The organism is Streptomyces sp. NBC_00376 (genome assembly GCF_036077095.1).
Lineage (GTDB): Bacteria > Actinomycetota > Actinomycetes > Streptomycetales > Streptomycetaceae > Streptomyces.
In genome coordinates, this window is the sequence record NZ_CP107960.1 from 7,821,117 (window position 1) to 7,842,890 (window position 21,774).

Annotated in this window: 20 protein-coding genes and 1 pseudogene; 9 read left to right on the forward strand and 12 right to left on the reverse strand. The window is 71.7% G+C overall.

The features are described 5' to 3' along the window. The first annotated feature begins 130 nt into the window (after positions 1-130). Positions 131-1,636: an FUSC family protein gene (locus OG842_RS35085; RefSeq protein WP_266735099.1), complete on the forward strand. Its 1,506-nt coding sequence runs from the start codon at positions 131-133 to the stop codon at positions 1,634-1,636. 150 nt (positions 1,637-1,786) lie between these two features. Continuing rightward, on the forward strand, positions 1,787-2,872 hold the full coding sequence (locus OG842_RS35090; RefSeq protein WP_266735098.1) for a lactonase family protein: 1,086 nt from the start codon (positions 1,787-1,789) through the stop codon (positions 2,870-2,872). Between the two features lie 99 nt (positions 2,873-2,971). Here OG842_RS35090 and OG842_RS35095 read toward each other — a convergent pair whose 3' ends face one another. After that, positions 2,972-3,895: a sirohydrochlorin chelatase gene (locus OG842_RS35095; protein WP_266735096.1), complete on the reverse strand. Its 924-nt coding sequence runs from the start codon at positions 3,893-3,895 to the stop codon at positions 2,972-2,974. 119 nt (positions 3,896-4,014) lie between these two features. Beyond that, the gene (locus OG842_RS35100; protein ID WP_266735094.1) at positions 4,015-5,091 is read right to left on the reverse strand and encodes an N-acetylglucosamine kinase; all 1,077 of its coding nucleotides are present in this window, start codon (positions 5,089-5,091) and stop codon (positions 4,015-4,017) included. A gap of 141 nt (positions 5,092-5,232) precedes the next feature. On the opposite strand from OG842_RS35100, the gene OG842_RS35105 reads away from it, so the two are divergent. Continuing rightward, entirely contained in the window at positions 5,233-5,910 is a 678-nt protein-coding gene (locus OG842_RS35105; RefSeq protein WP_266735092.1) for a uracil-DNA glycosylase, read from the forward strand. Positions 5,911-5,994: 84 nt separating this feature from the next. Here OG842_RS35105 and OG842_RS35110 read toward each other — a convergent pair whose 3' ends face one another. Both OG842_RS35110 and OG842_RS35115 read right to left on the reverse strand, forming a co-directional pair. After that, positions 5,995-8,859, reverse strand: a complete 2,865-nt coding sequence (locus tag OG842_RS35110) for a hypothetical protein (RefSeq protein WP_443064023.1) — start codon at positions 8,857-8,859, stop codon at positions 5,995-5,997. Between the two features lie 195 nt (positions 8,860-9,054). Then, positions 9,055-10,143 (reverse strand): WD40/YVTN/BNR-like repeat-containing protein, encoded by a 1,089-nt coding sequence (locus tag OG842_RS35115; protein WP_266735090.1) that lies wholly within the window; start codon positions 10,141-10,143, stop codon positions 9,055-9,057. Between the two features lie 172 nt (positions 10,144-10,315). Here OG842_RS35115 and OG842_RS35120 point away from each other — a divergent pair, with 172 nt between their 5' ends. Next, a complete protein-coding gene (locus tag OG842_RS35120; protein ID WP_266735089.1) occupies positions 10,316-11,032 on the forward strand; it encodes a cupin domain-containing protein in 717 nt (238 codons plus the stop codon). Here OG842_RS35120 and OG842_RS35125 read toward each other — a convergent pair. After that, positions 11,020-11,556, reverse strand: a complete 537-nt coding sequence (locus tag OG842_RS35125; RefSeq protein ID WP_266735088.1) for a GNAT family N-acetyltransferase — start codon at positions 11,554-11,556, stop codon at positions 11,020-11,022. The two genes, OG842_RS35120 and OG842_RS35125, sit on opposite strands and share 13 nt — an antisense overlap. A 162-nt stretch (positions 11,557-11,718) precedes the next feature. Here OG842_RS35125 and OG842_RS35130 point away from each other — a divergent pair, with 162 nt between their 5' ends. The 4 genes and pseudogenes from OG842_RS35130 to OG842_RS35145 all read left to right on the forward strand — a co-directional run. Beyond that, positions 11,719-12,108, forward strand: a complete 390-nt coding sequence (locus OG842_RS35130) for a hypothetical protein (protein ID WP_266735087.1) — start codon at positions 11,719-11,721, stop codon at positions 12,106-12,108. A gap of 71 nt (positions 12,109-12,179) precedes the next feature. After that, on the forward strand, positions 12,180-13,277 hold the full coding sequence (locus OG842_RS35135) for an NADH:flavin oxidoreductase/NADH oxidase (RefSeq protein ID WP_266735086.1): 1,098 nt from the start codon (positions 12,180-12,182) through the stop codon (positions 13,275-13,277). A 520-nt stretch (positions 13,278-13,797) separates the two neighbouring features. Then, positions 13,798-14,178: an ArsR/SmtB family transcription factor gene (locus OG842_RS35140; protein ID WP_266735085.1), complete on the forward strand. Its 381-nt coding sequence runs from the start codon at positions 13,798-13,800 to the stop codon at positions 14,176-14,178. A gap of 3 nt (positions 14,179-14,181) precedes the next feature. Then, a pseudogene (locus OG842_RS35145) lies at positions 14,182-14,433 on the forward strand (IS5/IS1182 family transposase); the annotation flags it as partial. Between the two features lie 51 nt (positions 14,434-14,484). Here OG842_RS35145 and OG842_RS35150 read toward each other — a convergent pair. The 3 genes from OG842_RS35150 to OG842_RS35160 all read right to left on the reverse strand — a co-directional run bounded on the left by OG842_RS35150 (position 14,485) and on the right by OG842_RS35160 (position 17,225). Beyond that, a complete protein-coding gene (locus tag OG842_RS35150) occupies positions 14,485-14,982 on the reverse strand; it encodes a hypothetical protein (RefSeq protein WP_266735084.1) in 498 nt (165 codons plus the stop codon). Between the two features lie 72 nt (positions 14,983-15,054). Beyond that, positions 15,055-16,461 (reverse strand): FAD-dependent oxidoreductase, encoded by a 1,407-nt coding sequence (locus OG842_RS35155; protein WP_266735082.1) that lies wholly within the window; start codon positions 16,459-16,461, stop codon positions 15,055-15,057. Between the two features lie 77 nt (positions 16,462-16,538). Next, complete coding sequence (locus OG842_RS35160) at positions 16,539-17,225, reverse strand: DUF305 domain-containing protein (RefSeq protein WP_328512598.1); 687 nt, start codon at positions 17,223-17,225, stop codon at positions 16,539-16,541. A 158-nt stretch (positions 17,226-17,383) separates the two neighbouring features. On the opposite strand from OG842_RS35160, the gene OG842_RS35165 reads away from it, so the two are divergent. Next, positions 17,384-18,874 (forward strand): LVIVD repeat-containing protein, encoded by a 1,491-nt coding sequence (locus OG842_RS35165; protein ID WP_266735078.1) that lies wholly within the window; start codon positions 17,384-17,386, stop codon positions 18,872-18,874. Positions 18,875-19,062: 188 nt separating this feature from the next. On the opposite strand, the gene OG842_RS35170 is transcribed toward OG842_RS35165, so the two are convergent. The 4 genes from OG842_RS35170 to OG842_RS35185 form a co-directional block, all read right to left on the reverse strand. Further along, positions 19,063-19,242 carry a hypothetical protein gene (locus OG842_RS35170; RefSeq protein ID WP_266735076.1) on the reverse strand — a complete coding sequence of 60 codons (180 nt, stop codon included), beginning with the start codon at positions 19,240-19,242 and terminating at the stop codon, positions 19,063-19,065. 69 nt (positions 19,243-19,311) lie between these two features. Then, a complete protein-coding gene (locus OG842_RS35175; RefSeq protein ID WP_266735074.1) occupies positions 19,312-20,013 on the reverse strand; it encodes an HAD family hydrolase in 702 nt (233 codons plus the stop codon). A gap of 88 nt (positions 20,014-20,101) precedes the next feature. Beyond that, on the reverse strand, positions 20,102-20,800 hold the full coding sequence (locus OG842_RS35180; RefSeq protein WP_266735073.1) for a phosphatase PAP2 family protein: 699 nt from the start codon (positions 20,798-20,800) through the stop codon (positions 20,102-20,104). Between the two features lie 33 nt (positions 20,801-20,833). Next, complete coding sequence (locus OG842_RS35185) at positions 20,834-21,769, reverse strand: M56 family metallopeptidase (RefSeq protein ID WP_328512599.1); 936 nt, start codon at positions 21,767-21,769, stop codon at positions 20,834-20,836. Positions 21,770-21,774 lie beyond the last annotated feature (5 nt).

The window sequence follows — 21,774 nt, forward strand, 5'->3', positions numbered from 1 at the left end:
GTGGAGCCCGCTCGGGTTGAGCCATGGGCCGCGGGGATGTTGTGATGTACCCGTCGATGGCGCTGCGGATCTCCGCGGCGCCTTTTTCATGCCGGTGTGCAGGGCCGGTGCACGGAAGCAGGAGCGTTTGGTGCTGAAGAGGATGTTCGTCGCCCCGGACCCGGGCCGGCAGCGGCTGCGCAGCAGCGTCCGGGCCGTCCTCGGCATCGGACTCGCCGTCGCGGTGTGCGGTCTGGCCGGTCACTCCCTGGTCGCGGCCATCACCGGCGGCCTTGCCGCGCTGCTGGCCCTGTTCACGGTGCTGGACACCACGGTGCGGGGGCAGGCGATCACCACCGCCCTGCTGCCCGTCGCCGGTTTCCCCGTGCTCGCCCTCGCCGCGGGACTGCACGACCACCCGGTGGCCCGCGACGTGGCGTTCCTCGCGGTCATCGGCGCGGGTGTGTACGCCAGGCGATGGGGGCCGCGCGGCCACTCGCTCGGCGTGTTCGCGTTCATGGCGTTCTTCACCACACAGTTCCTTCACACCCTGCCCGGACAGCTGCCCGAGCTGTACTCCGCGGTCGCCCTCTCCCTGCTCGTCTCGTCGGCCGTCCGCTTCGGGCTCTGGTGCTACGAGCGGCGGCAGCCCGCCCCCTTCGTGCCCGCCCCGGTGACCGGCAGCGGGCTGGGCCGGGCGACCACCCGCCAGGCGGTCCAGGCGACCGCGGGCGCGGCCTTCGCGGTGATGGCGGGGCTCGTCCTCTCCGAGCAGCGCTGGTACTGGGCGGTGGGCGCCACCTGGTGGGTCTTCGTGAACACCGCCTCACGCGGCGAGACACTGGTGCGCGGCTTCCGCAGGGTCCTGGGCACACTGGTCGGCGTACCCATCGGCCTGGCCGTCGTCGTCCCGCTGCACGGAGCGCCCGTGCCCACCGCGATCGTCGTCGCGGCCGGCGTCTTCGGGATCTTCTACACCGCCGCGGTCTCCTACACCTGGATGGTGTTCTCGGTGACGGTGATGGCCGGTGCGCTCTACGGACTCCTGGGCGTGCTGGACCCCGCTCTGCTCGTGCTGCGCCTGACGGAGACCGGCGCGGGCGCGCTCGGCGCGATGCTCGCGGTGCTGCTCGTGCTGCCGGTCACCACGCACGCCACCACCGACGCCTGGATCCAGCGGGCCCTGCGCTGTGTGCACGCCTGCACCGCGGAGGCCGCCGCACGGCTCTCGGGATCCCCGACCGCCGATCCCGCGCCCCGGATCGCCGAGCTGGAGGCGCTGCTCGGCCGGGTACGGATGTCCCTGGCCCCGCTGGTCCACCCGCTCAGCCCGCTGCGCGCCCGCAAGGCCCGTGCCCGTCAGGTGCTCGCCCTGCTGGACGCCTGCGCACGTGAGGTGCGCGGACTGGCCTCCGTCGCGGCGGACCCCGAGGCATCCCACGACGCCCGGCTCGCCGCCGCCTGCTGGCGGGTCGAGGCATCCGTGGAGGCCCTGACCGCCCCCGATCCGCAGCACCGGCCCGGCGTACCGGGCGTCCCGCCGCACACGGCCACGGCCGGTCCCGCGCTCGCCCATCTGCACGGCCTGGAGCGGGCACTGGCCGAACTCGCCGCACCACTGCACAGCGATCCGCGCGCGCCGCTGATCGGTGTGTGACCGGTGTGCGAAACGGCTTCGGACGTGTCCTCCCGGGCGGCCCCGGCAGCCGAGGCACTGGTCTGGACCTGATGGCCGACTGCTACCGTCGCCCCGGAAGATCACGACGGTACCGGCCGCCGTGGTCGGTCGGCTGAGAGGGGCAGTGCGGTGACTGACAGTGCGGCGGGCAGCGGCGACGGCGCGGTGCGGGCGTTCATCGGGTCGTTCACGTCGGCGGGCGGACGGGGAATCACCGTCGCCGCCGTGGACCGGGAGACCGGGGCGCTGACCGTCCTCGGCGCCACGGACGCGGTCCCCGACCCCTCGTACCTCGCCCTGGGCCATGGGCCGGGGCCGGGCGGCGGCGCCCTCTACGCGGTCAGCGAGACCGATCCCGGTGCGGCAGCCGCCCTGGACGTGACCGGCGATGTACCGAAGCCGATAGGCGCGATCCGCCCGGTGGACGGCGGCGGACCGACCCATCTCGCGCTCGCGGGCGGTCATCTGCTCACCGCCAACTACGGCTCCGGCAGCGTGAGCGTCCTGCCCGTGACGCCGCACGGATCCCTCGGCCCGGCCACTGCCGTCTTCCGGCACGAGGGCAGCGGTCCCGACGCCGACCGGCAGCGCGGCCCGCACGCCCACCAGGTGCTGCCCGACCCCTCGGGGAACTGGGTGCTCAGCGTGGACCTCGGGACCGACTCCGTACGGATCTGCGCGCTCGACACGACGACCGGGTCGCTGCGGCTGCACGGTGAGACGGCCCTGCGGCCGGGCACCGGCCCGCGCCACCTGGCCTTCCACCCCGCGGGCGGCCACGCCTACGTCCTGAACGAACTCGAACCGACCGTCACCGCATGCCGGTGGAACGCGGCCGCGGGCGTCCTGGAGCCGGTGGGGGAGACCTCCGTGCTGCCTGTGTTGCCGGCGGAGGGCGGCGAACCGGCGACGTACCCCTCCGAGGTGGTCGTCTCGCACGACGGACGGTTCCTCTGGACCGCCAACCGGGGCCACGACAGCATCTCGGTCCTGGCGCTCGACGCGACCGGCGAGCGGGCGACCCTGGTCACGACCGTGGACTGCGGCGGGCACTGGCCGCGCGACCTCGCACTCGACCCCACCGGCCGCCGGCTGTACGCGGCCAACGAGCGGTCCGGCGACGTCAGCTGGTTCGACGTCGACCCGGAGACCGGAATCCCGCGTCGCGTCGGCTCACTGGCCGCCCCCGCCGCGTCCTGCGTGATCTTCGCCTGACCCTGCGCCGCGCACAGCACGAACGCCGGACGGGCCCGGAGAACCGGGCCCGTCCGGCGTTCGTGCACCGACCGGCTGCCGGGCGCACCCGGCACGGGGTCAGTGCGCCTGGGCACCCTGCGGCGCGACGGGCGTGATGCCGAGCATCGTCATGTACATCGACAGCACGAGCTTGCCGATCGCCGGGTACGCGCCGAGCGGCTCGGCCGTCGCGCAGCCCGCCTCCTTCGCGGCGGCGTCCAGCAGCCCCTCGGCCACCTCCGGGCCCACCAGGTACGGGGCCAGCGCGAGCTGCGCCGAGCCGGAGCTCGTGAGCTGCTCGGCGATCGACGCGACCGAACCCTCGACGTCCAGCGCCGCGGCCATCACCGGAACCGCGAGCCGGGCGGCCAGCAGCATGCCGGTGATCCCGGCGGCCTGCACGGCCTCGTCGCCACCCACCGTGGCCAGCACGATGCCGTCGGCGGCCGTGGCCACCGTGAAGAGCCTGGCGCGGTCGGCACGGGCCAGACCGGCCTCGGAGAGCCGCACGTGCAGTGCCTCGGCGAGCAGCGGGTGCGGGCCGAGCACATCGGTCAGCTCGACCTGCGTACCGCTGTCCATCACGGCCTGTCGTATCCGCCGGATCAGGGCGCTGTCCGGCCCCGCGAGCAGCGGTACGACGACGGCGGACGGCCCCTCGGGCGCGGCGACCTCACGGCCTGCGGCCTGCGCCTGCTCGTAGCGCGCGACACGCTCGGTGGCGCAGTGGGTGAGTGCGGCGGAGAGCGTCGGGTACTCGGCATCGTCGCCGTCGAGGTAGCCGATCCGGGCGTTGAGGCCGGGCAGCTCGGAACGGGCGATGCTGATCACCTCCTCGGCCAGGCTGCGCGTGGCCGGGGAGGGGGTACCGGGGACGGCGAGAACGAGCGCGGCAGCGCCCTCGGGTGCGACCACGGGCTCCGGGCGGCGGTGCCGTCCGGACTGGCGAGGTCGCGGCATTCGTACAGGCAGGCCGGAAGCGGGCCCAGTGGGGGTGCTCATGGCGCCGCATGCTACTGGTTTTGGGTGCGGCTCTGTTCGGGGAGGGTCCGGACAGGCGTTATCTGTCCGCTTTTATCCGATGAGCGGCTTACTGGTCGACTGTCCTGCTCTGTCGCCACCTATTCGGGCTTGTGCCCAGGCCCCTCACCAGGCACCCACAGCAGCGTCGGGTGGCGGGGCAGCCGTAGATCCCCGGTCGCCAACGCCTGGGCGATGGACAGTGCGCCGGTCAATGGATCACCCGAACCGGGGACCGCCCGTGCCTGCGGAAGCTGGCGGGCCAGCTCCTCGCGCAGGGGTACGAGCAGCGGATCGCCCATCCGGAACAAGCCGCCCGTCAGCGCCACTTCGCACGGTTCGCCGTCGGCCCCCGCCTCCGGGCACACCGCCGCGGCCGCCTCCGCGACATGTGCCGCGGCCTCGCGCAGAATGCCCGCGGCGACCGGATCGTGCCCGGCGCACGCGGCGACCTCGGGCGCGAACGAGGCCAGCACGGCAGGCCGGTCGGTACGCGGATAGAGCAGCCCGGGAAGCTCCGGCGCCGGCCCGAACACCGCCTCCAGCCGGGACAGCAGAGCGGCGGATCCGCCGCGCCGCCCGTCGTGGGCACGCATGGCCGCGTCGAGCCCGGCCCGGCCGATCCAGGCCCCGCCGCCGCTGTCGCCCAGCAGATGCCCCCAGCCGTCGGCCCGGCGCCAGCTCGTCAGGTCCGTGCCCAGCGCGATCATGCCCGTGCCGGCCGCTACGACCGCCCCCGGGCGCTGGCCGACCGCCCCCGCGTACGCGGTCACGGCATCGGCGGCCAGCGCCAGCCTCCGCACCCCGAGCGTGCCCTCCAGTGCCGAGGGCAGCTCCGCGCGCAACTGCCCGCCGAGCGTCGCCATGCCGGCGGCACCGATCGCCACCGCGCCGATCCCGGCGCCGCTCTCGCCGCCGCACCGCTCCAGCAGCAGGCGGGCGGCGGGCAGCAGTTGTTCCAGCAGATGGGCCGCGTCGATTCCGGCCGCTCCGGTGCGCACCGGAGCGGCGCAGGCCGTCGTCGCCAAGGGGGCGGACAGACCGACGGCGCCCAGGGCCACGCGCAGCCCCGAACCGCCCGAGTCCACACCGAGCACGTACGGACCCGGTGCGCCCTTCGCCCCGCCCGGACGCACACCGGTGCCGGTGCTTTCCGGCGATCGCCGCGGTGAGCTCATGGGCCGACTCCAGGAGGAAGACGAATGACGGCGGCAGCCTATCCCCCGTACCGCGAGAACGGGCCGGGGGAGTGCGAGTTCGGCGGCCCGGACCGGCTTCGGGCCGGGAGCGGAGCGTTTACGCCGGTAGAGTGACGTTCCGTGGCACCACGACCGTTGAATGAAGTAGTCGAGCCCGGCTGGGCCGAGGCACTCGCCCCCGTGGCCGGACGCATCGCCGCGATGGGCGATTTCCTGCGTGCGGAGGTGGCGGCGGGACGCACCTATCTGCCGGCCGGAGCGAACGTTCTGCGCGCGTTCCAGCAGCCCTTCGACGACGTACGCGTCCTGATCGTCGGTCAGGACCCCTACCCGACACCCGGAATGGCGGTGGGGCTGAGCTTCTCCGTGGCCCCCGAAGTTCCCCAGGTGCCCGGCAGCCTGGAGAACATCTTCCGGGAGATGCACACGGACCTGGGACTTCCACGCCCGTCGAACGGTGACCTGACGCCCTGGACGCGACAGGGCGTACTGCTGCTGAACAGGGCACTCACCACGGCGCCCCGCAAACCGGGCGCGCACCGCGGCAAGGGCTGGGAGGAAGTGACCGAACAGGCCATCCGGGCCCTGGCCGCACGCGGCAAACCGCTGGTGTCCGTGCTGTGGGGGCGCGACGCCCGCAATCTGCGACCGTTCCTCGACGGCTACCCGGCGATCGAGTCCGCGCACCCCTCGCCCATGTCGGCGGACCGCGGCTTCTTCGGCTCGCGCCCGTTCAGCCGCACCAATGAACTCCTGCTGCGCCAGGGGGCCCAGGCCGTCGACTGGCAACTGCCCTGAGCCCTGTCGGCCCCGGAGTGGTACCGGCTCCTTCGCGGAGCCGGTACCACGCCGCCTTCCGGTTCATACGCCGGTCGGTACGGTTCAGGACGCGTCGCGCACCGTGCCGGTGAACACCGGCCCTTCCTGCGGCTCCCAGGAATCGCCGTAGGTCATCAGCTGCATCCGCAGTGATTCCTCGGGCTCCTCCAGTGCGTCGCGGACCGTGGGCACGGTCACTTCGGCACTCAGCTTCCCGGCGGGCACCACGGCCAGGAGGAACGCCGGATCCGCCACCCCGGACAGCGGCCGGGCCGGGTCGGGCGACTCGCCGAACGTGTCCCGCAGCCACGGTCCGTCGACGTCCAGGGTGGACAGTTCCGTACCCCGGCCGACCGGCTGGATCGCGAATCCGGCGGAGTCGACGTCGACATCGGCGACCGCGGAGAGCGAGACCTTCCAGCGCAGGCTCTGCCCCTCGGTGACCTGGTCCGCGACCGGCTTCACCTCGATCGTGGGCATCGGATCGTCGTTCCGCACGGTCACGCCCCCGAGATGCGAACCCACGACCGCGCCCCGGACCGCCTTGACGAACACGCTGTGCGTGATGTCGTAGCCGAAGCGGGTGTTGCCCCGTACCTCGACCGGCACATCGATGTCATGGCTGCCCGGACGCACCGTCACCGTCCGGTGGTTGGGCTCGTCCTTGCCGGGCTCGGTGAAGAACAGCCGGACCTGTCCGCTGCCGCGCCCGGAGACGGTGACCGGAACACGGTAGGTACGGACCCCGAAGTCGCCTTCCTCGACCTTCAGGTGGCCGATGTCCACGCGCGGCAGAGAGGCCGCCCGGACCGCGGGTGTGCCGGGGCGCCAGCCCCAGGCGTCGACCAGCCATGCCTGCCCCGAACCGCTTCCCGGGGTCAGCTCCAGGCTCTTCACATGCTTCAGGTCCACCTTGCTCCGCACGGCGGCGGAGAGCGGCACGCGGATCTCGCGTCCCCAGTAGGAAGCCGTCCGGTCGCTGCCCGGCAGCCCGTCGATCTTCGCGCGGCCGAGCGTCGCCCGTCGGCCCGAGGTGTCGGTGAGAGCGATGTCCAGCCGGGTGCCGGTGGTGTCGGGCGGCACGATCACCCGGAGCGCCAGCGACTCGGCGCCCGCCACGGAGACCGGACGAGCGGGACGGATCCGCACCGCACCGCCCGGCTTCGACCAGCGCATCGCGACCGCGTAGCGGCCGGGCTCCCTGGCGGTCTCCCACATGGCGAAGTGCGGGGACACGGCGGACCCTTCAGGCGGCAGACAGGCACGGCCCGGATCGGGATCCACCTGTGCGCACACCCGGCCGCCCGTCACGGACGTCGAGGTGTCCGGCAGGAACGCGGGCGTGCGCTTCCCGCCGACCGCGTGGGTGAGCACACGCGCCGGACCGGCGGAGGGCGCGCGCCGGTCCGAACCGTCCAGCAGCGGACGCACGCGGTCGTCGCCCGCGACGAACAGCCGGGCTGCGGCGGCGATGTACGTGGCGCCGGCGGCCTGCTGCGAAGTGGCGGTGAGCCGGGCCTTCTTGCCCGGCGTGCACACCGGGTCCGGTGTGTCGCCGTCCCAGAAGTCGTCGTCGGCGGGCGCTTGCGCCTGCCCCGGCGTCCACTCGCTGTTGAAGAAGTTGTGGTTGGCGCCGACCATGTAGACCGCGCTGTGCAGTGCGGCACCACGGCTGACGCCCCGGGTGCCGTCGACGTAGATCTGGCCCTGGAGGTCGGACACGTCGCCGTCGCAGCCCGGCAGGATGGTCATGGACGGCACATCGGGAACCGGGTTCTGCCCGAAGACGGTCGGGCCGATCAGGACGGTGCCGCGAATGCGCCAGCGCACCGGGCCGCGGTAGCCGTCCTGGTCCGTGGGCGGCCGGGAGAGGCTGTCGAGCGCGGCCCGGTTGACGCCCTCGCCGCCCCGGGAGTGGCCCACGAGCAGCACCCGGGACATGTCGGCCGGCGGTGCGGTGCGCACGGCCGCGGGCGCTGCGGACCGGTGGGCGGCCCAGTCCGCCCAGCGGGCGAGGTGCAGACGCACCAGGGACGAGCGCGCCTGGGCGCCCCCGTCGTCGGCGCTGTCGTCCTGTCCGTTGATCCCGTTGGCCGAGACGGACACCGTGACGTAGCCCTGGGAGGCCAGGAGCTTCTGGTCGCGCAGATAGCCCCGATGGCTCGGTACCGGCCGCGTGCCCGCCTCGCAGGGCCAGGAGATGCCCTGGTCGCCCTTGGCGTTGAAACATGTGTAGTGACGGCCGTGCAGGAACAGTGCGAGCGGTCGGCGCCCCGGCGCGCCGACCGGTGACACCACCGCGGCGCGCATCTCCACGGGGGCGCTGAACCCGGGCAACCGTACCGACTTCAGGGCGTACTCACCGCTGACGGTCCGGTACTTCCCCGGTACGCCGGGATCGACGGGGTTCGCGGGAGCGGGAGTGGGTGCCGGAGCCGTCGGCCGCGCCGGTTCGGTGGTCCGCCGGCCGTCCGGGGTCCGTCGGGGTCCCGAGGCGTCGAGACGCCGTCCGCCCGCCAGTGCCTTGAGGCCGGTCACCGGTCCGATGCGCGCACCGTCGAGCTTCAGCCGGAACGTACGCCGGTCCTGCGCGGCGACCGGCCGGCCCAGGAGCTCGTCCCCGGAGTAGAACTCGACCCGGGCATCGCCCATGGGTACCGGGTGGGGCGAGGTCCAGACGAGCCGCTGCCCGGCTCCCGTACCGGTGATCCGCCAGCCCGAGGGGAGCCGGCCGTCCGGCTCTCCGCGCGACACGGTGCGGATAGCAGATGTGGCTGATGTGGCGGACGTGGCAGATATGGCGGATATGGCTTCGGCGGAAATCCGGGTGTGCGCCGGTTGTGGCGACGCGCGCGCCAACTCCGGCCATCCCACGGTCAGAGTGAGTACCGCCAGTGCGGCGGTAGCCGTGCGCGGGACATGGATCAAGGTGGTTCCTCCTGGTCATCGGCGCTCGCGAACTCCCCAGGGATCCCTGGGGCCCCCGCTCCCGGAGGACGGAGAGCGAAGCCCAGGGGTTGCCTCAGGCCGCGTCACATGGCGTGGAACTGCTGCTTCGGGGAGTCGAGTTGGACCGATGGCCGTGAGGAACCGGCCAAGTGGCGGCACGCTGCCGGTGGTCGGTCAGGCGTCGATCACCGCCGCCCGCACGCACAGGACGTCCGGCAGATGCGAGGCGAGCTGCTGCCAGCTGTCCCCGTCGTCCGCGCTTGCGTACAGCTCGCCGTTGCGATTGCCGAAGTAGACCCCCGCCGGGTCGGCGTCGTCCGTGCAGAGCGCGTCGCGCAGCACCGTGCCGTAGTGCGTCTCCTCGGGCAGGCCCGTCGAAAGCGGCTCCCAGGTGCTGCCCGCATCGGTGGTACGGAACACCCGGCAGCGGTGCTCGGCGGGCACCCGGTCGGCATCGGCGTTGATCGGGAAGATGTAGGCCGTGTCCGCGCGGTGCGGGTGCGCGGACACGGCGAAACCGAAGTCCGAGGGCAGTGTCTGCCCGATGTCGGTCCAGTGGTCCCCGGAGTCGTCGCTCCGGAAAACTCCCCAGTGGTTCTGGAGATAGAGCCGGTCGGGATCGACCGCGTCCCTCGCCACCTTGTGGACGCACTGACCGAACTCCGGGTCAGGGTCGGGGAGGAAGACCGCGGACACCCCCTTGTTCGAAGGAGCCCAGCTCGCACCGCCGTCCTTGGTACGGAACACCCCGGCCGTGGATACCGCGACGGTCACGACCCTGGCGTCCCTCGGGTCCGTCAGGATGGTGTGCAGCCCCTCGCCGCCCCCGCCGGGCACCCATTGCGAACGCGTCGGGTGCTCCCACAGCGGGCGGACCAGCTCGAACGACTCCCCGCCGTCCTCCGAACGGAACAGCGCGGCGGGCTCGGTCCCCGCGTACACGACATCGGGCGCCTCGGGGCCCGCCGGATGCAATTGCCAGACCCGCTCCAGCGATGTCCCGGTGAACCGGGGGAACTTCACCGCCGGTTGCTGTGGCTCGACCCAGGTCCTGCCCAGATCGTCGGAATGGAAGACCGAGGGGCCCCAGTGCGCGCTGTCACCGCCGACCAGGAGGCGTGGGACCCGCCTGCGGGTGTCGATGGCGATCGAATAGACCGCCTGGGCATTGAAATGCGGGCCGTCGAACTCCCATGTGCCGCCGCGCCCGCGGCCGATGAAGAGTCCCTTGCGGGTGCCCACGGTGAGCAGTACGTCGGTCATGGCCGAACCTCCCGAAACGCCGTTGTGTCGGATATCGGCAAGTCTGCACCCGACCACTGACAGAGGGTCGCAGGGCGGCCCTGACACCCGGGCCCTGTTGCTTGCGTGGCCGGCGCGGGTACGGTGCAGCAGGCGTGGAAAGCGCTTGCCGAGCCGAGACCGAGGAGCAGCTGTGCCGACCTTCGAAGGGTTGCCCGGCGCCGTCGCCGTGTCCCACCTGCGGGTGTACGACTGGCCCACGGCGGACGGCCTGCGCGGCGGGACGCCCCATCTCCACCTCACCTGCTCCGAGGGGTACGTGGTGGTCGGCGGCACGGGCTCGGTGCAGACCCTCACCGCGTCGGGGTTCCGGCAGACACCGCTGGCACCGGGCGCGCTGGTCTGGTTCACGCCCGGCACGATCCACCGGCTCGTCAACGAGGACGGGCTGCGCATCGTCGTCCTCATGGAGAACAGCGGACTGCCGGAGGCGGGCGACGCCGTACTCACCCTGCCGCCGGACCGGCTGGCGGACCCCGATGTCTACCGGGCGTCGGTCGCCCTGCCAGTCGGCGGCCCGGAAGCGGATCAGGCGCGGGCCGCCCGCGCCCGCCGCGATCTCGCCGTGGAGGGCTTTCTCGCCCTGTGTCAGGCCACCGAAGCGGGCGACCCCGAGCCGCTCGCCGCATTCCACCGGGCCGCGGCAGCGCTCGTACGCCCGAGAGCCGAGGACTGGCGCGGGCGCTGGCAGCGCGGAGCCGCCGCCGCTTCCGAGGTGACCGGCGCCCAGCTCGACGCCGTGGCGCGCGGTGACGGCGACTACCTCGCCGACGCCTGTGTACACGCCGAACAGCCCTCCGCGTACGGAAAGTTCGGCATGTGCGGCCGTCTGGACGTCTACCGGGGCTGACCGGCCCCTGCGGAGCCGGAGGCGGCCGGGCGGGTCAGGACCCGGGTCGTGCTGCCGTCCTCCTCCACGGTGTCCCGGACATGCCGGAAGCCGATCCGGCCCAGCAGCGTCAGCGACGCGGTGTTGTCGGCGGCCACCGTGGCATGCACCTCGGTGAGCCCGAGCGCGTCGAATCCGTACCCGGTCAGTGCCTGCGCGATCTCCGTGCCGAACCCCTGCCCCCAGGCGGTGGTGGCCAGTGCGTAGACGATCTCGTGGCCGCCCACGTCCGCCGACGGCTTGATCTCCGCATGGCCGACGAACCGCCCCTCGTGCCGGACCGCCCAGACATCGAACAGATCCTGTGCGTAGACCGTGCTGAAGATCCGCCCGAACAGGGCACGGTCCTCCGTCTCGCTCTGGGGTCCTTCCCCCATCCAGCGGGATACCCGGGTGTCCTGGAAGAGGGCGACGAAGTCCTCCTCGTCGTCCGGCGTGTACGGCGCCAGGCGCAGGCGTGCGGTGTGCAGGGCGGGGGTCGTCATGGCCGGTGACGCTACGCAGCCCCCCGGGCGGTCCGCAACGCAATAGTCGCAGGCCGGCGCGCGCCCCGACCGGCCGGACACGGGATTCGAGAACCGGCCGGACGTAAGGCAAGAATTCGGTCCGAGGAAAGAATCCGGTCGGGCGAGAGGAAGCGTGGAGCGATGACGAGCGGGATCGAGGACGCCGAGGGGCGTGCGGCAGGCGTGGCGGTGAACCCCGTCGGAGCACGGGTCGGGATCAGGGTCGAGGCGCCCTCGGGGGAGCTGTCGCTGATCTGCACCGCCGCCCGGGCCCGGGAGCTGGCGGCGGCGCTCACCCTCGCGGCGGACGAGGCCGACAGCGCGCGGTCGGCGGAGCTCGTCACGGTCGAGGCGCGCGAACTGCGTCGGGGGGACGTACGGGACGGCGACCGGGCCATGACGGTGGACGAAGTCAGGGTCGACGGTGCCACCGTCCACGTCACCTGGAAGTCCGGTGCCGGGCGCAGCTGGACCCAGGGCTATGACGCGGACGCCGACATCACGCTCCGGGTGGTACGAGAGTCATCGTAATTTGACGAGCGTCGTAGTACGGGATGTATCGTACTAACGATTCTTCCGTACCTGTCGAAACGGAGTCCGACGTGAGTGCCCTTTTCGAGCCCTGCGCCCTGCGGTCGCTGGTCATCCCCAACCGGGTCTGGATGGCGCCCATGTGCCAGTACAGCGCCGCACCGGACGGGCCCGACCAGGGCGTCGCGACCGACTGGCACTTCGCCCATCTCGCGGCGCGAGCCATCGGCGGCACCGGGCTCATCCTCACCGAGGCGACGGCCGTCAGCCCCGAGGGCCGGATCAGCCCCGCCGACCTCGGCATCTGGAACGACACCCAGGTCGCCGCCCTCCGCCGGATCACGTCGTTCATCAAGGGGCAGGGCTCGGTCGCCGGCATCCAGCTCGCGCACGCCGGGCGCAAGGCCTCCACGGCGGCCCCCTGGCTGGGCGGCGGGCCGGTCGGGCCGGAGGCACACGGCTGGACGCCCGTCGCCCCCAGCCCGCTGCCGTTCGACGACGGTCACCCCGTGCCGCACGAGCTGACCGTGGACGAGATCCGGGGCGTCGTCGACCAGTTCCGCGAGGCCGCGCGCCGCGCTCTCGACGCCGGGTTCGAGGTCGCCGAGGTGCACGGCGCCCACGGTTACCTCATCGGGCAGTTCCTCTCTCCGCACAGCAACCGGCGCACCGACGAGTACGGCGGCAGCTTCGAGAACCGCACCCGCCTCGCCCTGGAGATCGTCGACGCGGTGCGTGAGGTCTGGCCGCAGGAGCTGCCCGTCCTCTTCCGGATCTCCGCGACGGACTGGCTCACGGAGAACGACGAGGACGACCGCGAGGGCTGGACGGTCGACGAGACCGTGCGGCTGGCCGCGCAACTCCAGGCCCACGGGGTCGACCTGCTGGACGTCTCCAGCGGCGGGAACGCCCCGCGCGCCCGCATCGCGACCGGGCCGGGGTACCAGGTCCCCTTCGCCGAGCGGGTCAGGGCCGAGACCTCGCTGCCGGTGGCGGCGGTGGGCCTGATCACCGAGCCGCAGCAGGCCGAGAAGATCATCACCGAGGGGCGGGCCGACGCCGTCCTCCTCGGGCGCGAACTGCTGCGCAGCCCGTCGTGGGCCCAGGAGGCGGCCCGTGAACTGGGCGGCGAACTCCGCAAGCCGGAGCAGTACCTCCGCGCGGTCTGAGACCCCGCACCGCCCCGGCCGGTCCCCGCACGCTGCGATGCGTCACGGGGCCCCGGGCCGGGGCGGCCCGCCGCAGTCGCGCTGCACCCGGTGCAGGACCGCGACGTAAGGCGTCACGAGTGCGACCACCCACCTCGGCGTGCGTCCGGTCCATCCGCTCATGCGCCCGATCGTCCCGGAACCCGGATGCCGGGGCATCGGTGGACCGGCTCGGGGCGGAGTCTGTCGCCTTGTGCCGTAAGGGAGTTCGGCTTCCGCGCCGGACGATCCACCGGTCGGCCGGTAGTGGATGTTGGCGGTGGGGACCAGCCGACGTTGGTCGTCGAGCAGTGGGCCGAGGCGGTGCGCGTGTCGGTGGGGGAGGGCGAAGATCCGGTGCGTGCGGTGAAGTCGCCCGGGCGCGACGGGTGAGTAAAGAGGCGCGGCGGCCCTGTCCGATGGATGTAGAACTACGACGAACCTCGTATTATGAAGGGTCCGACCAAGAAGGATCCCAGCAACCCCAGTAAGTGGAGCCGACGTGACCGCCACCAGCGCCCCTGCCACGAGTACCGCCGAGGCGGGCGGTCGCGTGCTCGACCACCCCGCGCGGGACGAGATCCGCATCGAGGGGGTGCTCCACGCACTCTCCGACCCGATGCGACTGCGCATCGTCCGTGAGCTGGCCGCCGCCGACGCCGAACTCACCTGCTCCTGTTTCGAACTGCCGGTCTCCAAGTCCACCTCCACGCACCACTTCCGGGTGCTGCGCGAGAGCGGGATCGTCCAGCAGATCTACCGTGGCACGGCCAAGATGAACGGGCTGCGGCGAGACGACCTGGACGCGCTGTTCCCCGGGCTCCTCGACAGCGTCCTCGATGCGGCGAACCGGCAGCTCCGGCGCGTCGGCGAGGACCGCTAGGCCGTTTCCGACGAGGTCATGGCCCGCTTACGGGTGCCCCGGCCCATCGGCCGGCCCAAGACCACATCGGACATGATCCTGGCCGACAATGCCTACTCGTCCCGCCCGATCCGTTCCCGTCTCCGCCGGCGCGGAATCCGGGCCGTGATCCCACAGCCCGCCGACCGGGCCGCCAACCGCAAACGCCTTGGCAGCTGCGGCGGCAGGCCACCGGTCTTCGGCCGCGACGCCTACGAACAACGCAACACGGTCGAGACCGCCACCATCGACCTTGCCGGACTCCATCTCGCTGCCATCTTCATCCGGTCAGCGAGGTGATCCGAAAGAATCGTCCTGGGCCTCAGGGTCGACAGAAGTGCGTTTGTAGTGACATGGGTAGGGATAGGGGTCTCCCCCGCCCGCGTCGACAGTCCCGTCCATCTGCAGCTCTCCACGCTCCAAAAAGAATTGCAGAGTCTGGATGTCGTTGTGATTCTTGAAACGAAGTACCAGATAGGGCGACAGGCCAGGGTCTTTGTTGACCCCATGCCATTTCCCGTCGGATGAACGGCGTGTCACCTGCGCGTCCGGCACGGGGCCGTCCCACTCGACCGGAAAGTTTTTGCTGGAAAAAGTGTAATCGTCACGTAGTCGAACTGTCGGCGATCCGCATTTCCGCTCCCCGTCCCATCGGCCGACCAGTTCGGAATGAGTTACGGCCTTTGGAGTGACGACGGGCTTTTCTGCCCCGCAAGAGGACGGCGCGAGTGCCGTCACGGTGGCAGCTGCAATGCTTGCACTGATGCGAAATATGTCGGATTTCACGCTATCTGCTTCCGGCCGTATTCTGGATGGCGCCCAGTATGCCGGTCGATGATCCAAAAGAGACGAGACGGCCTAAAGGCTGTCCCGTGCGGCGTTCAGCAGCCCCGCCCAGTCCGGGATCTTCACCCGCTCCCGGCCCAGCGACCGGCCGAGCGCAGCCTCCGCCCGCTCGATGGACAGCCAGCCGTCCCACTCCACCGGACGCAGCCCCCACGCCCGCAGCGCTGCCACCGGATCGGGTACCGATGGGTGCCCGGCGAGCAGCGGGGCGTCGTCGAGCAGCGAAGCCACCGTCTCCTTGGCGCACGAGCGGTTCGAGCCGATCACCCCGGTCGGCCCCCGCTTGATCCACCCGGCGACGTACTCCCCGGGTGACGGCACCCCGTCCCGCAGCACCCGCCCCGCCAGATGCGGCACTGTCCCGCGCACCGGGTCGAAGGGCAGTCCGGGCAGCGGGATCCCCCGGTAGCCGACCGCCCGCAGCACGAGCTGGGCGTCGATGTCCTCGTACGTACCGGCGTCGCGCACACCCCCGCTGCCGTCCGGCACGGTCCGGGCGAACCGGACCCCGGCCACCCGGCCGTCCCGCTCCAGCAGCTCGACGGGGCGGAGGAAGAACCGCAGGCGGATGGTGCGCGGCAGATGCCCGCCGGGGCCCGCGCCCTCGCTGCCGGCCGCGGCCCAGCCGCGCAGGACCTCGACATTGCGCCGGGCCGCCGCCGTCGGGGGCGGCGCGTTCGGCGGTGAGGACAGGGCGGGGGCCTGCTGGGCGGACGGATTCGCGTACGCCGGATCGAGGGCGAGCTCCGTCTCGTCCACCAGGACCCGGGCCTGCGGCAGGCTGCCCAGCTCGCGCAGCTCCTTGGTGGTGAACCTGGCCTGTGACGGTCCGCGTCTGCCCGCCATGTGGATCTCGCGCACCCGGCTGCCCGCCAGTGCGCCGAGCGCACCGTGCGGCACGTCGGTGGGGTGCAGCTCCTGTGCGCTCCGCGCGAGAATCCTCGCCACGTCCACCGCCACGTTGCCGACCCCGATCACCACGGCCGAACGCGCCCGTAGCGGGAAGCCGTCGGCCGCCGCGTCGGGGTGTGCGCTGTACCAGGAGACGAACTCGGTGGCGGAGAAACTGCCGGGCAGATCCTCACCGGGGACGGCGAGCGAACGGTCGGTCGCGGCCCCGACGCAGTAGACCACCGCGTCGTAGAGCTCGCCGAGCCGCTCGGGCGGAATCCCGCCCCCGCCCACCTCGACGTTCCCGAGGAAGGTGATCCGCTCATGCTCCAGGACGGTCCGCAGACTGTTCTGCAGCGACTTGATCTTCTCGTGGTCCGGCGCGACGCCGTAACGCACCAGGCCGTACGGGCAGGGGAGCCGGTCCAGCACATGGACCCGGACATCGGGAACCCGGTCCTGCGCGACCAGGGCCTGGGCGGTGTAGACCCCGCTGGGGCCGGAGCCGACGACGGCGACACGGAGCACGGCGCACCTCTTCCCGGAGGATGCCTCCAGCATGGCACCGGCGGGCGGAGCGGGGGAGAGGCGCGCCGGGGCCGTCGTCAGGACGACATCGTGCGCATTCGGTTGATCTCCACCGTCTGCTGTGCGACGACGTCGCCGGCCATCTCCTCGATCTGCACGTTGTTCCCCTCCGCGAGCACCTCGGTCGCCATCGTGATCGCCCCCTGGTGGTGGGTGATCATCAACTTCAGGAAGAGCTTGTCGAAGGCCGCGCCGTCCGCCGCGCGCAACTTCTCCAGCTGGGCCGGGGTCGCCATCCCGGGCATCGCCGAGTGGTCATGGGCTGATTTGCGCTTCGCTCCGCCGTTGTGCGTGAGCCACCCCTCCATGGCGCCTATCTCCGGCTTCTGGCCGGCGGTTATGCGCTCGGCGAGCCGTTTGACCGAGGAGGAGCCGGAACGCGACGGGGCGAGTCGGGCCATCTCCAGGGCCTGGGCGTGGTGTTGGATCATCATCTGCGCATAGCGGTAGTCGGCCGAGTTGGGGCTGTCGTCCCCGGCGGCCTTCGCGGCCTCCTCGGCGGAGAGCGTCCTTGCGGGCTCCCCCGGCTTTCCGGGGGCCACCACCGAAGGACCCCCGCCCACCTGGGCCTTGGTGCGGTTCTCGCCGCCCCCCGCATCGCACGCGGCGAGGGCGAGAACGGCTGAAACGACTACTGCGACAAGAGCGGAGCTACGTACACACATGGTCTGACGGCGGATCAACAAGTGGACCTCCATGGCCATATGGGGTGGTTGCCGACCGTCCTAACACGCTTCCGCGCGGCAGCGATCAGAAACTTTCATTACGTCTCTGTTGCCATCTGTTGGGATCACCATGACAAGGACGATACTGCCGAGGTCCGTGAACCGTTCAACTACGTTCGGATCCATGGGAGGACGCAGTGATTTCGTTGCACACGAGCCCGGTGCGGCGCAGACGGCTGGGCGTGGCGACGGCAGCCGCCGGCCTGCTGGCCACGTTGTTGATGGCCGGACCCGCGGCCGCGACGCCCGACCCCGGGAACCGGGGTGAGGCCCGGACGGGCGTCTCCGCCGCCCAGAAGGCCGAGGCCAAGGCCGCGATCGAGAGCGGCGAAGTACCAGGCGTGGACGAGATCGTCCACAGCTCCAACATCACTCATCTGGCCAACGTCCCGAAGGACGCGCTCAAGGGCCTCAACACGGACCTGGCCTTCCAGGGGAAGTACGCCTTCGCCGGAAACTACGACGGTTTCCGGATCTTCGACATCAGCAACCCCAGCGCCCCGAAGACGGTCTCGCAGGTCCTCTGCCCCGGCTCGCAGAACGACATATCGGTCTCGGGCAACCTGCTCTTCCTGTCCACCGACTCCTCGCGCAGCGACAACTCCTGCACCAGCACCACCCAGCCCGCCACGGAGAAGTCCTCCTGGGAGGGCATGAAGGTCTTCGACATCAGCGACAAGCGCAACCCGAAGTATGTCGCCGCCGTCGAGACCGCGTGCGGATCGCACACCCACACACTGGTTCCCGAGCGCAAGAACGTGTACGTGTACGTCTCCTCGTACTCGCCGAGCGCGACGTTCCCCGACTGCCAGCCGCCGCACGACGGCATCTCCGTCATCAAGGTGCCGCGCAACGCGCCCGAGAAGGCAGCGGTCGTGAACTTCCCGGTGCTCTTCCCGGACGGCGGCAACCCGGGTGCCCCGGACAACCCGGGCGTCTCCAAGACCACCGGCTGCCACGACATCACCGTGCTGCCCTCGAAGGACCTGGCCGCGGGTGCCTGCATGGGCGACGGGCTGCTGTTCTCCATCAAGGACCCGGAGAACCCGAAGATCATCGACCGGGTGCAGGACAATGTGAACTTCGCGTTCTGGCACTCGGCGACGTTCAACCAGACGACGGACAAGGTCGTCTTCACCGATGAGCTCGGCGGCGGTGGCGCGGCCACCTGCAACGAGGAGATCGGCCCGAAGCGCGGCGCCAACGGCATCTACGACATCGTCGGCAAGGGCGACCACCGCAAGCTGGTCTTCCGCAGCTACTTCAAGATCGACCGCCCGCAGGCCGACACCGAGGTCTGCGTCGCCCACAACGGCTCGATCATCCCGGTCAAGGGCCGCGACCTGATGGTCCAGGCCTGGTACCAGGGCGGGGTGTCGGTCTGGGACTTCACCGACTCGTCGAAGCCGAAGGAGATCGGCTACTTCGAGCGCGGCCCGGTCAGCACCGACGCCGTCACCACGGCCGGCCCCTGGTCGGCGTACTACTACAACGGCTACATCTACTCCAACGACATCGCCAAGGGCTTCGACGTCCTGAAGCTCGACGACCGGCGGACCGACCCGGCGAAGAGGGTGCGGCTGGACGAGCTCAACGTGCAGACCCAGCCGGACTACTTCGACCGCTGACCGACCGGATCCACTGCCTGACCGGATCCCACGCCCGACCGGATCCGCCACCTGAACGGATCCACTACAGGACTGGAACCACCACCCGACCGGAACCTCCACCCGGCCGGATCCACCGCGAAACGGAAGGTGTCCCGCAGGGCGGATCCACCGCCCTGCGGGACAGCGCGGTGCGGGGTGCCGCGGTGCTAGGCGGCGGACCTGCCGCCGCCGCTCGTCACAGCGGCCCACTCCACCAGCAGGCGCTGGTACTGCTCCTCGTCCTCGGGGGACAGGCAGCCGCCCGAGCGCTGCCACAGCTCACGGATCTCTTTGTTCACCACGGCGGCGGTGCGCGTGGAGTCGGAGGAGCACGGAGAACGGGACATGCATACAGGCTAAGGCCACGATGTGACAATCAGACCCATTGGGCGTCAGGGACATCTCTCACATGTCTGTCAGGCAACGCCCGGCACCAGTCCGAGCGTCCGCAGTCCGTCAGGCCGCTCCGCCACCAGCAGATGGTGCACAAACCGCACGTCACAGCCCAGTGCGGCGGCCCCGCCGTCCGCGTTCCGGTCGTCGCCGACCATCACCACGTCCGCCGGATCCAGCCCGAGACTTGTGCAGGCGGTGTGGAAGATTCGTGAGTCCGGCTTCTGGACGCCGTGCTCGTACGACAGCACATAGGTGTCGATCAGGGGGTCCAGACCGTGCGCCCGGAAGACCGGCCGCAGGTCCCAGCCGATGTTGCTGACCACGCCGATCCGGATTCCGCTGTCGTGCAGCGCGCCGAGCACCTCCGCCGCGTCCGGATACGGCTCCCAGGCGGCCGGTGTCCGATGCCGCTCGTACAGCGCGTCGTACAGGCCGGGATCCGGCAGGGCCACCTGCCGGGCCAGCCCGGTGTACGCCTCCCGGTGGAGTTCCGCGCTCTCGTCACGGGTGGCGTACGCGTCGGCGAGCCGGGCGGGGACGTGCCGGGGAGGCGGGCCGCCCGGCAGTGCTCCGGCGGCCTCCAGCTCGCCCACGTACCGTTCGAAGTCGGCCTCGCCCACCGTCACCCCCTGCTCGGCGAGGACCGCGCGCAGCCAGGACCGGACGGACTCGATACGGAAGAGAGTCCCGGAGAAGTCGAAGAGCACACCCTTGATCTGCATGGCTGCGATCCTCCCCGGCACGGGGGCGGCTCGACAAGGCGGATCGCTCGGCGAGGGGGAGGGCGGGACGCGGCCGGTCGGGGCCGGCTCAGGAACGGCTGGGCGCCCGGGGCTCGCCGCGCCGCTCGTACCGGGCGAATCCGGCGATCGCGAAGGCGACCAGGGATACCCCCAGCAGCCAGCCGGCCACTACGTCGCTCAGCCAGTGCACGCCCAGGTAGAGGCGGGTCAGGCCCACCCCGACGACCGAGACGCACGCCACGACCAGCGCCGTCCGCCACAGCCGGGGCCCGACGCCGTACCGGCGCAGCAGCCAGAGCAGCAGGCCGCAGCTCACCGTCGCCGTCATCGCGTGACCGGACGGGAACGCCGCGTAATGCGCGGAATCCACCGGGTCCGGCCACTGCGGCCGCTCCCGGCCGACCGCGGACTTCAGCCCCTGCTGCACCAGAGTGCCCAGCACGCTCGTCGCCGCGACCCACACCGCGAGCAGCCGTTCTCCGCGCCACCACAGCGCCACCACCGCCATCGTGATCAGGGCGCGCATGGTCCATGGATCCCAGGCCCAGTCGGTCAGGATCCGGTTCACGTGGACCAGGCCGGGTTCGGCCACCGCCCTGCGGTGCAGGGCGTCCGCGACGGTACGGTCCAGCGTCATCAGCGGTGACCAGCGCACGGCGACGAGGATCAGCACGACCAGCGCGAGAAGCGCGCAGACCGCACCCGTTCTGAACGGTGTGACACGGGAACGCTTAGGGACCGGTGGGGGGAGCTGCGTGGACGGCATGGGGCGATCTTCCCGGAAGGCCGGCGGCCCTGGCTATCGCAGCGCGCTGAGTCCTGGAATGAAGGCCACCAGAAGCGGGACCACCGGCACCAGCGCGGCCGCCGCGGTCAGCCGGAGCCGACGGCCCGCGGTGAGCCGGTCGGCCGGGGTGAGCAACCGGTTCACCCGCAGCGGCAACTGTGCGTCCGGCGCCGGGCAGGGGCCGAACACGCCCCGGTCCTCGTTGAGTTCCACCAGGGCCAGGGCGATCGTCAGCCGGCCGAAGCGCTTCGACGCCACGTCGTCCGCGGCCAGTTCGACCAGCCTGTGCATCTCGTCGCGGAACGCCGCGAACACCGGTACCTGCGGGAACCCGGTCGCCAGCGCGCCGGAGCAGTGCAGCAGCCAGTCGTGCCGTGCGTTCGCGTGCCCCTGCTCATGGGCCAGCACCGCATCCAGCTGACGGCCTTTCAGGCGCCTGAGTGCCGTGGTGGTGATGACCAGTTGAGGCGCGGAGCCCGGCAGCCACCAGGCGTCCGGACGCTCGCCCTCCAGCACGACGAGACGTCCGCTGCCGGGCTTCTCGCCCGGCATCAGCGGGGCACGCATCAGGAGTTCGGCGCGCCGCTGCCTGCGACGCACCTGGGCCCGGTGGATCTCTCGGGTCAGCATCACCGCCGACCACAGCCCGCCGAGCGCCAGCAGCACGGCCATGGCGGCGGACCACCGGCCGTGCCCGCCCAACGCGTAGGCCTCCACCACCGCGTGCGGCGCCGGCGCGAACACATGCCCGCGCACCGCCTGCCAGGCGGCGGCCGCGCTGAACGTCATGGAGAGCGCGAACGAGAGCAGCACCCCGGCCACCACGCACTGCCACACCCACAGCGCCACGACGGGCTCGCGCTCCGGCCATCGGGCCCTGGCCATCAGCCGCGGGGTCAGGACGGCGGCCAGTGCACCGAGCAGCAGCAGTGCGAGGGAGACCAACATGACGT

Excerpts from the sequence above, each read along its gene's own strand:
- OG842_RS35095 (WP_266735096.1), bottom strand. The coding sequence starts at position 3,895 with ATGAGCACCCCCACTGGGCCCGCTTCCGGCCTGCCTGTACGAATGCCG.
- OG842_RS35100 (WP_266735094.1), bottom strand. The coding sequence starts at position 5,091 with ATGAGCTCACCGCGGCGATCGCCGGAAAGCACCGGCACCGGTGTGCGT.
- OG842_RS35115 (WP_266735090.1), bottom strand. The coding sequence starts at position 10,143 with ATGACCGACGTACTGCTCACCGTGGGCACCCGCAAGGGACTCTTCATC.
- OG842_RS35125 (WP_266735088.1), bottom strand. The coding sequence starts at position 11,556 with ATGACGACCCCCGCCCTGCACACCGCACGCCTGCGCCTGGCGCCGTAC.
- OG842_RS35130 (WP_266735087.1), top strand. The coding sequence starts at position 11,719 with ATGACGAGCGGGATCGAGGACGCCGAGGGGCGTGCGGCAGGCGTGGCG.
- OG842_RS35160 (WP_328512598.1), bottom strand. The coding sequence starts at position 17,225 with ATGGCCATGGAGGTCCACTTGTTGATCCGCCGTCAGACCATGTGTGTA.
- OG842_RS35170 (WP_266735076.1), bottom strand. The coding sequence starts at position 19,242 with ATGTCCCGTTCTCCGTGCTCCTCCGACTCCACGCGCACCGCCGCCGTG.
- OG842_RS35175 (WP_266735074.1), bottom strand. The coding sequence starts at position 20,013 with ATGCAGATCAAGGGTGTGCTCTTCGACTTCTCCGGGACTCTCTTCCGT.
- OG842_RS35180 (WP_266735073.1), bottom strand. The coding sequence starts at position 20,800 with ATGCCGTCCACGCAGCTCCCCCCACCGGTCCCTAAGCGTTCCCGTGTC.
- OG842_RS35185 (WP_328512599.1), bottom strand. The coding sequence starts at position 21,769 with ATGTTGGTCTCCCTCGCACTGCTGCTGCTCGGTGCACTGGCCGCCGTC.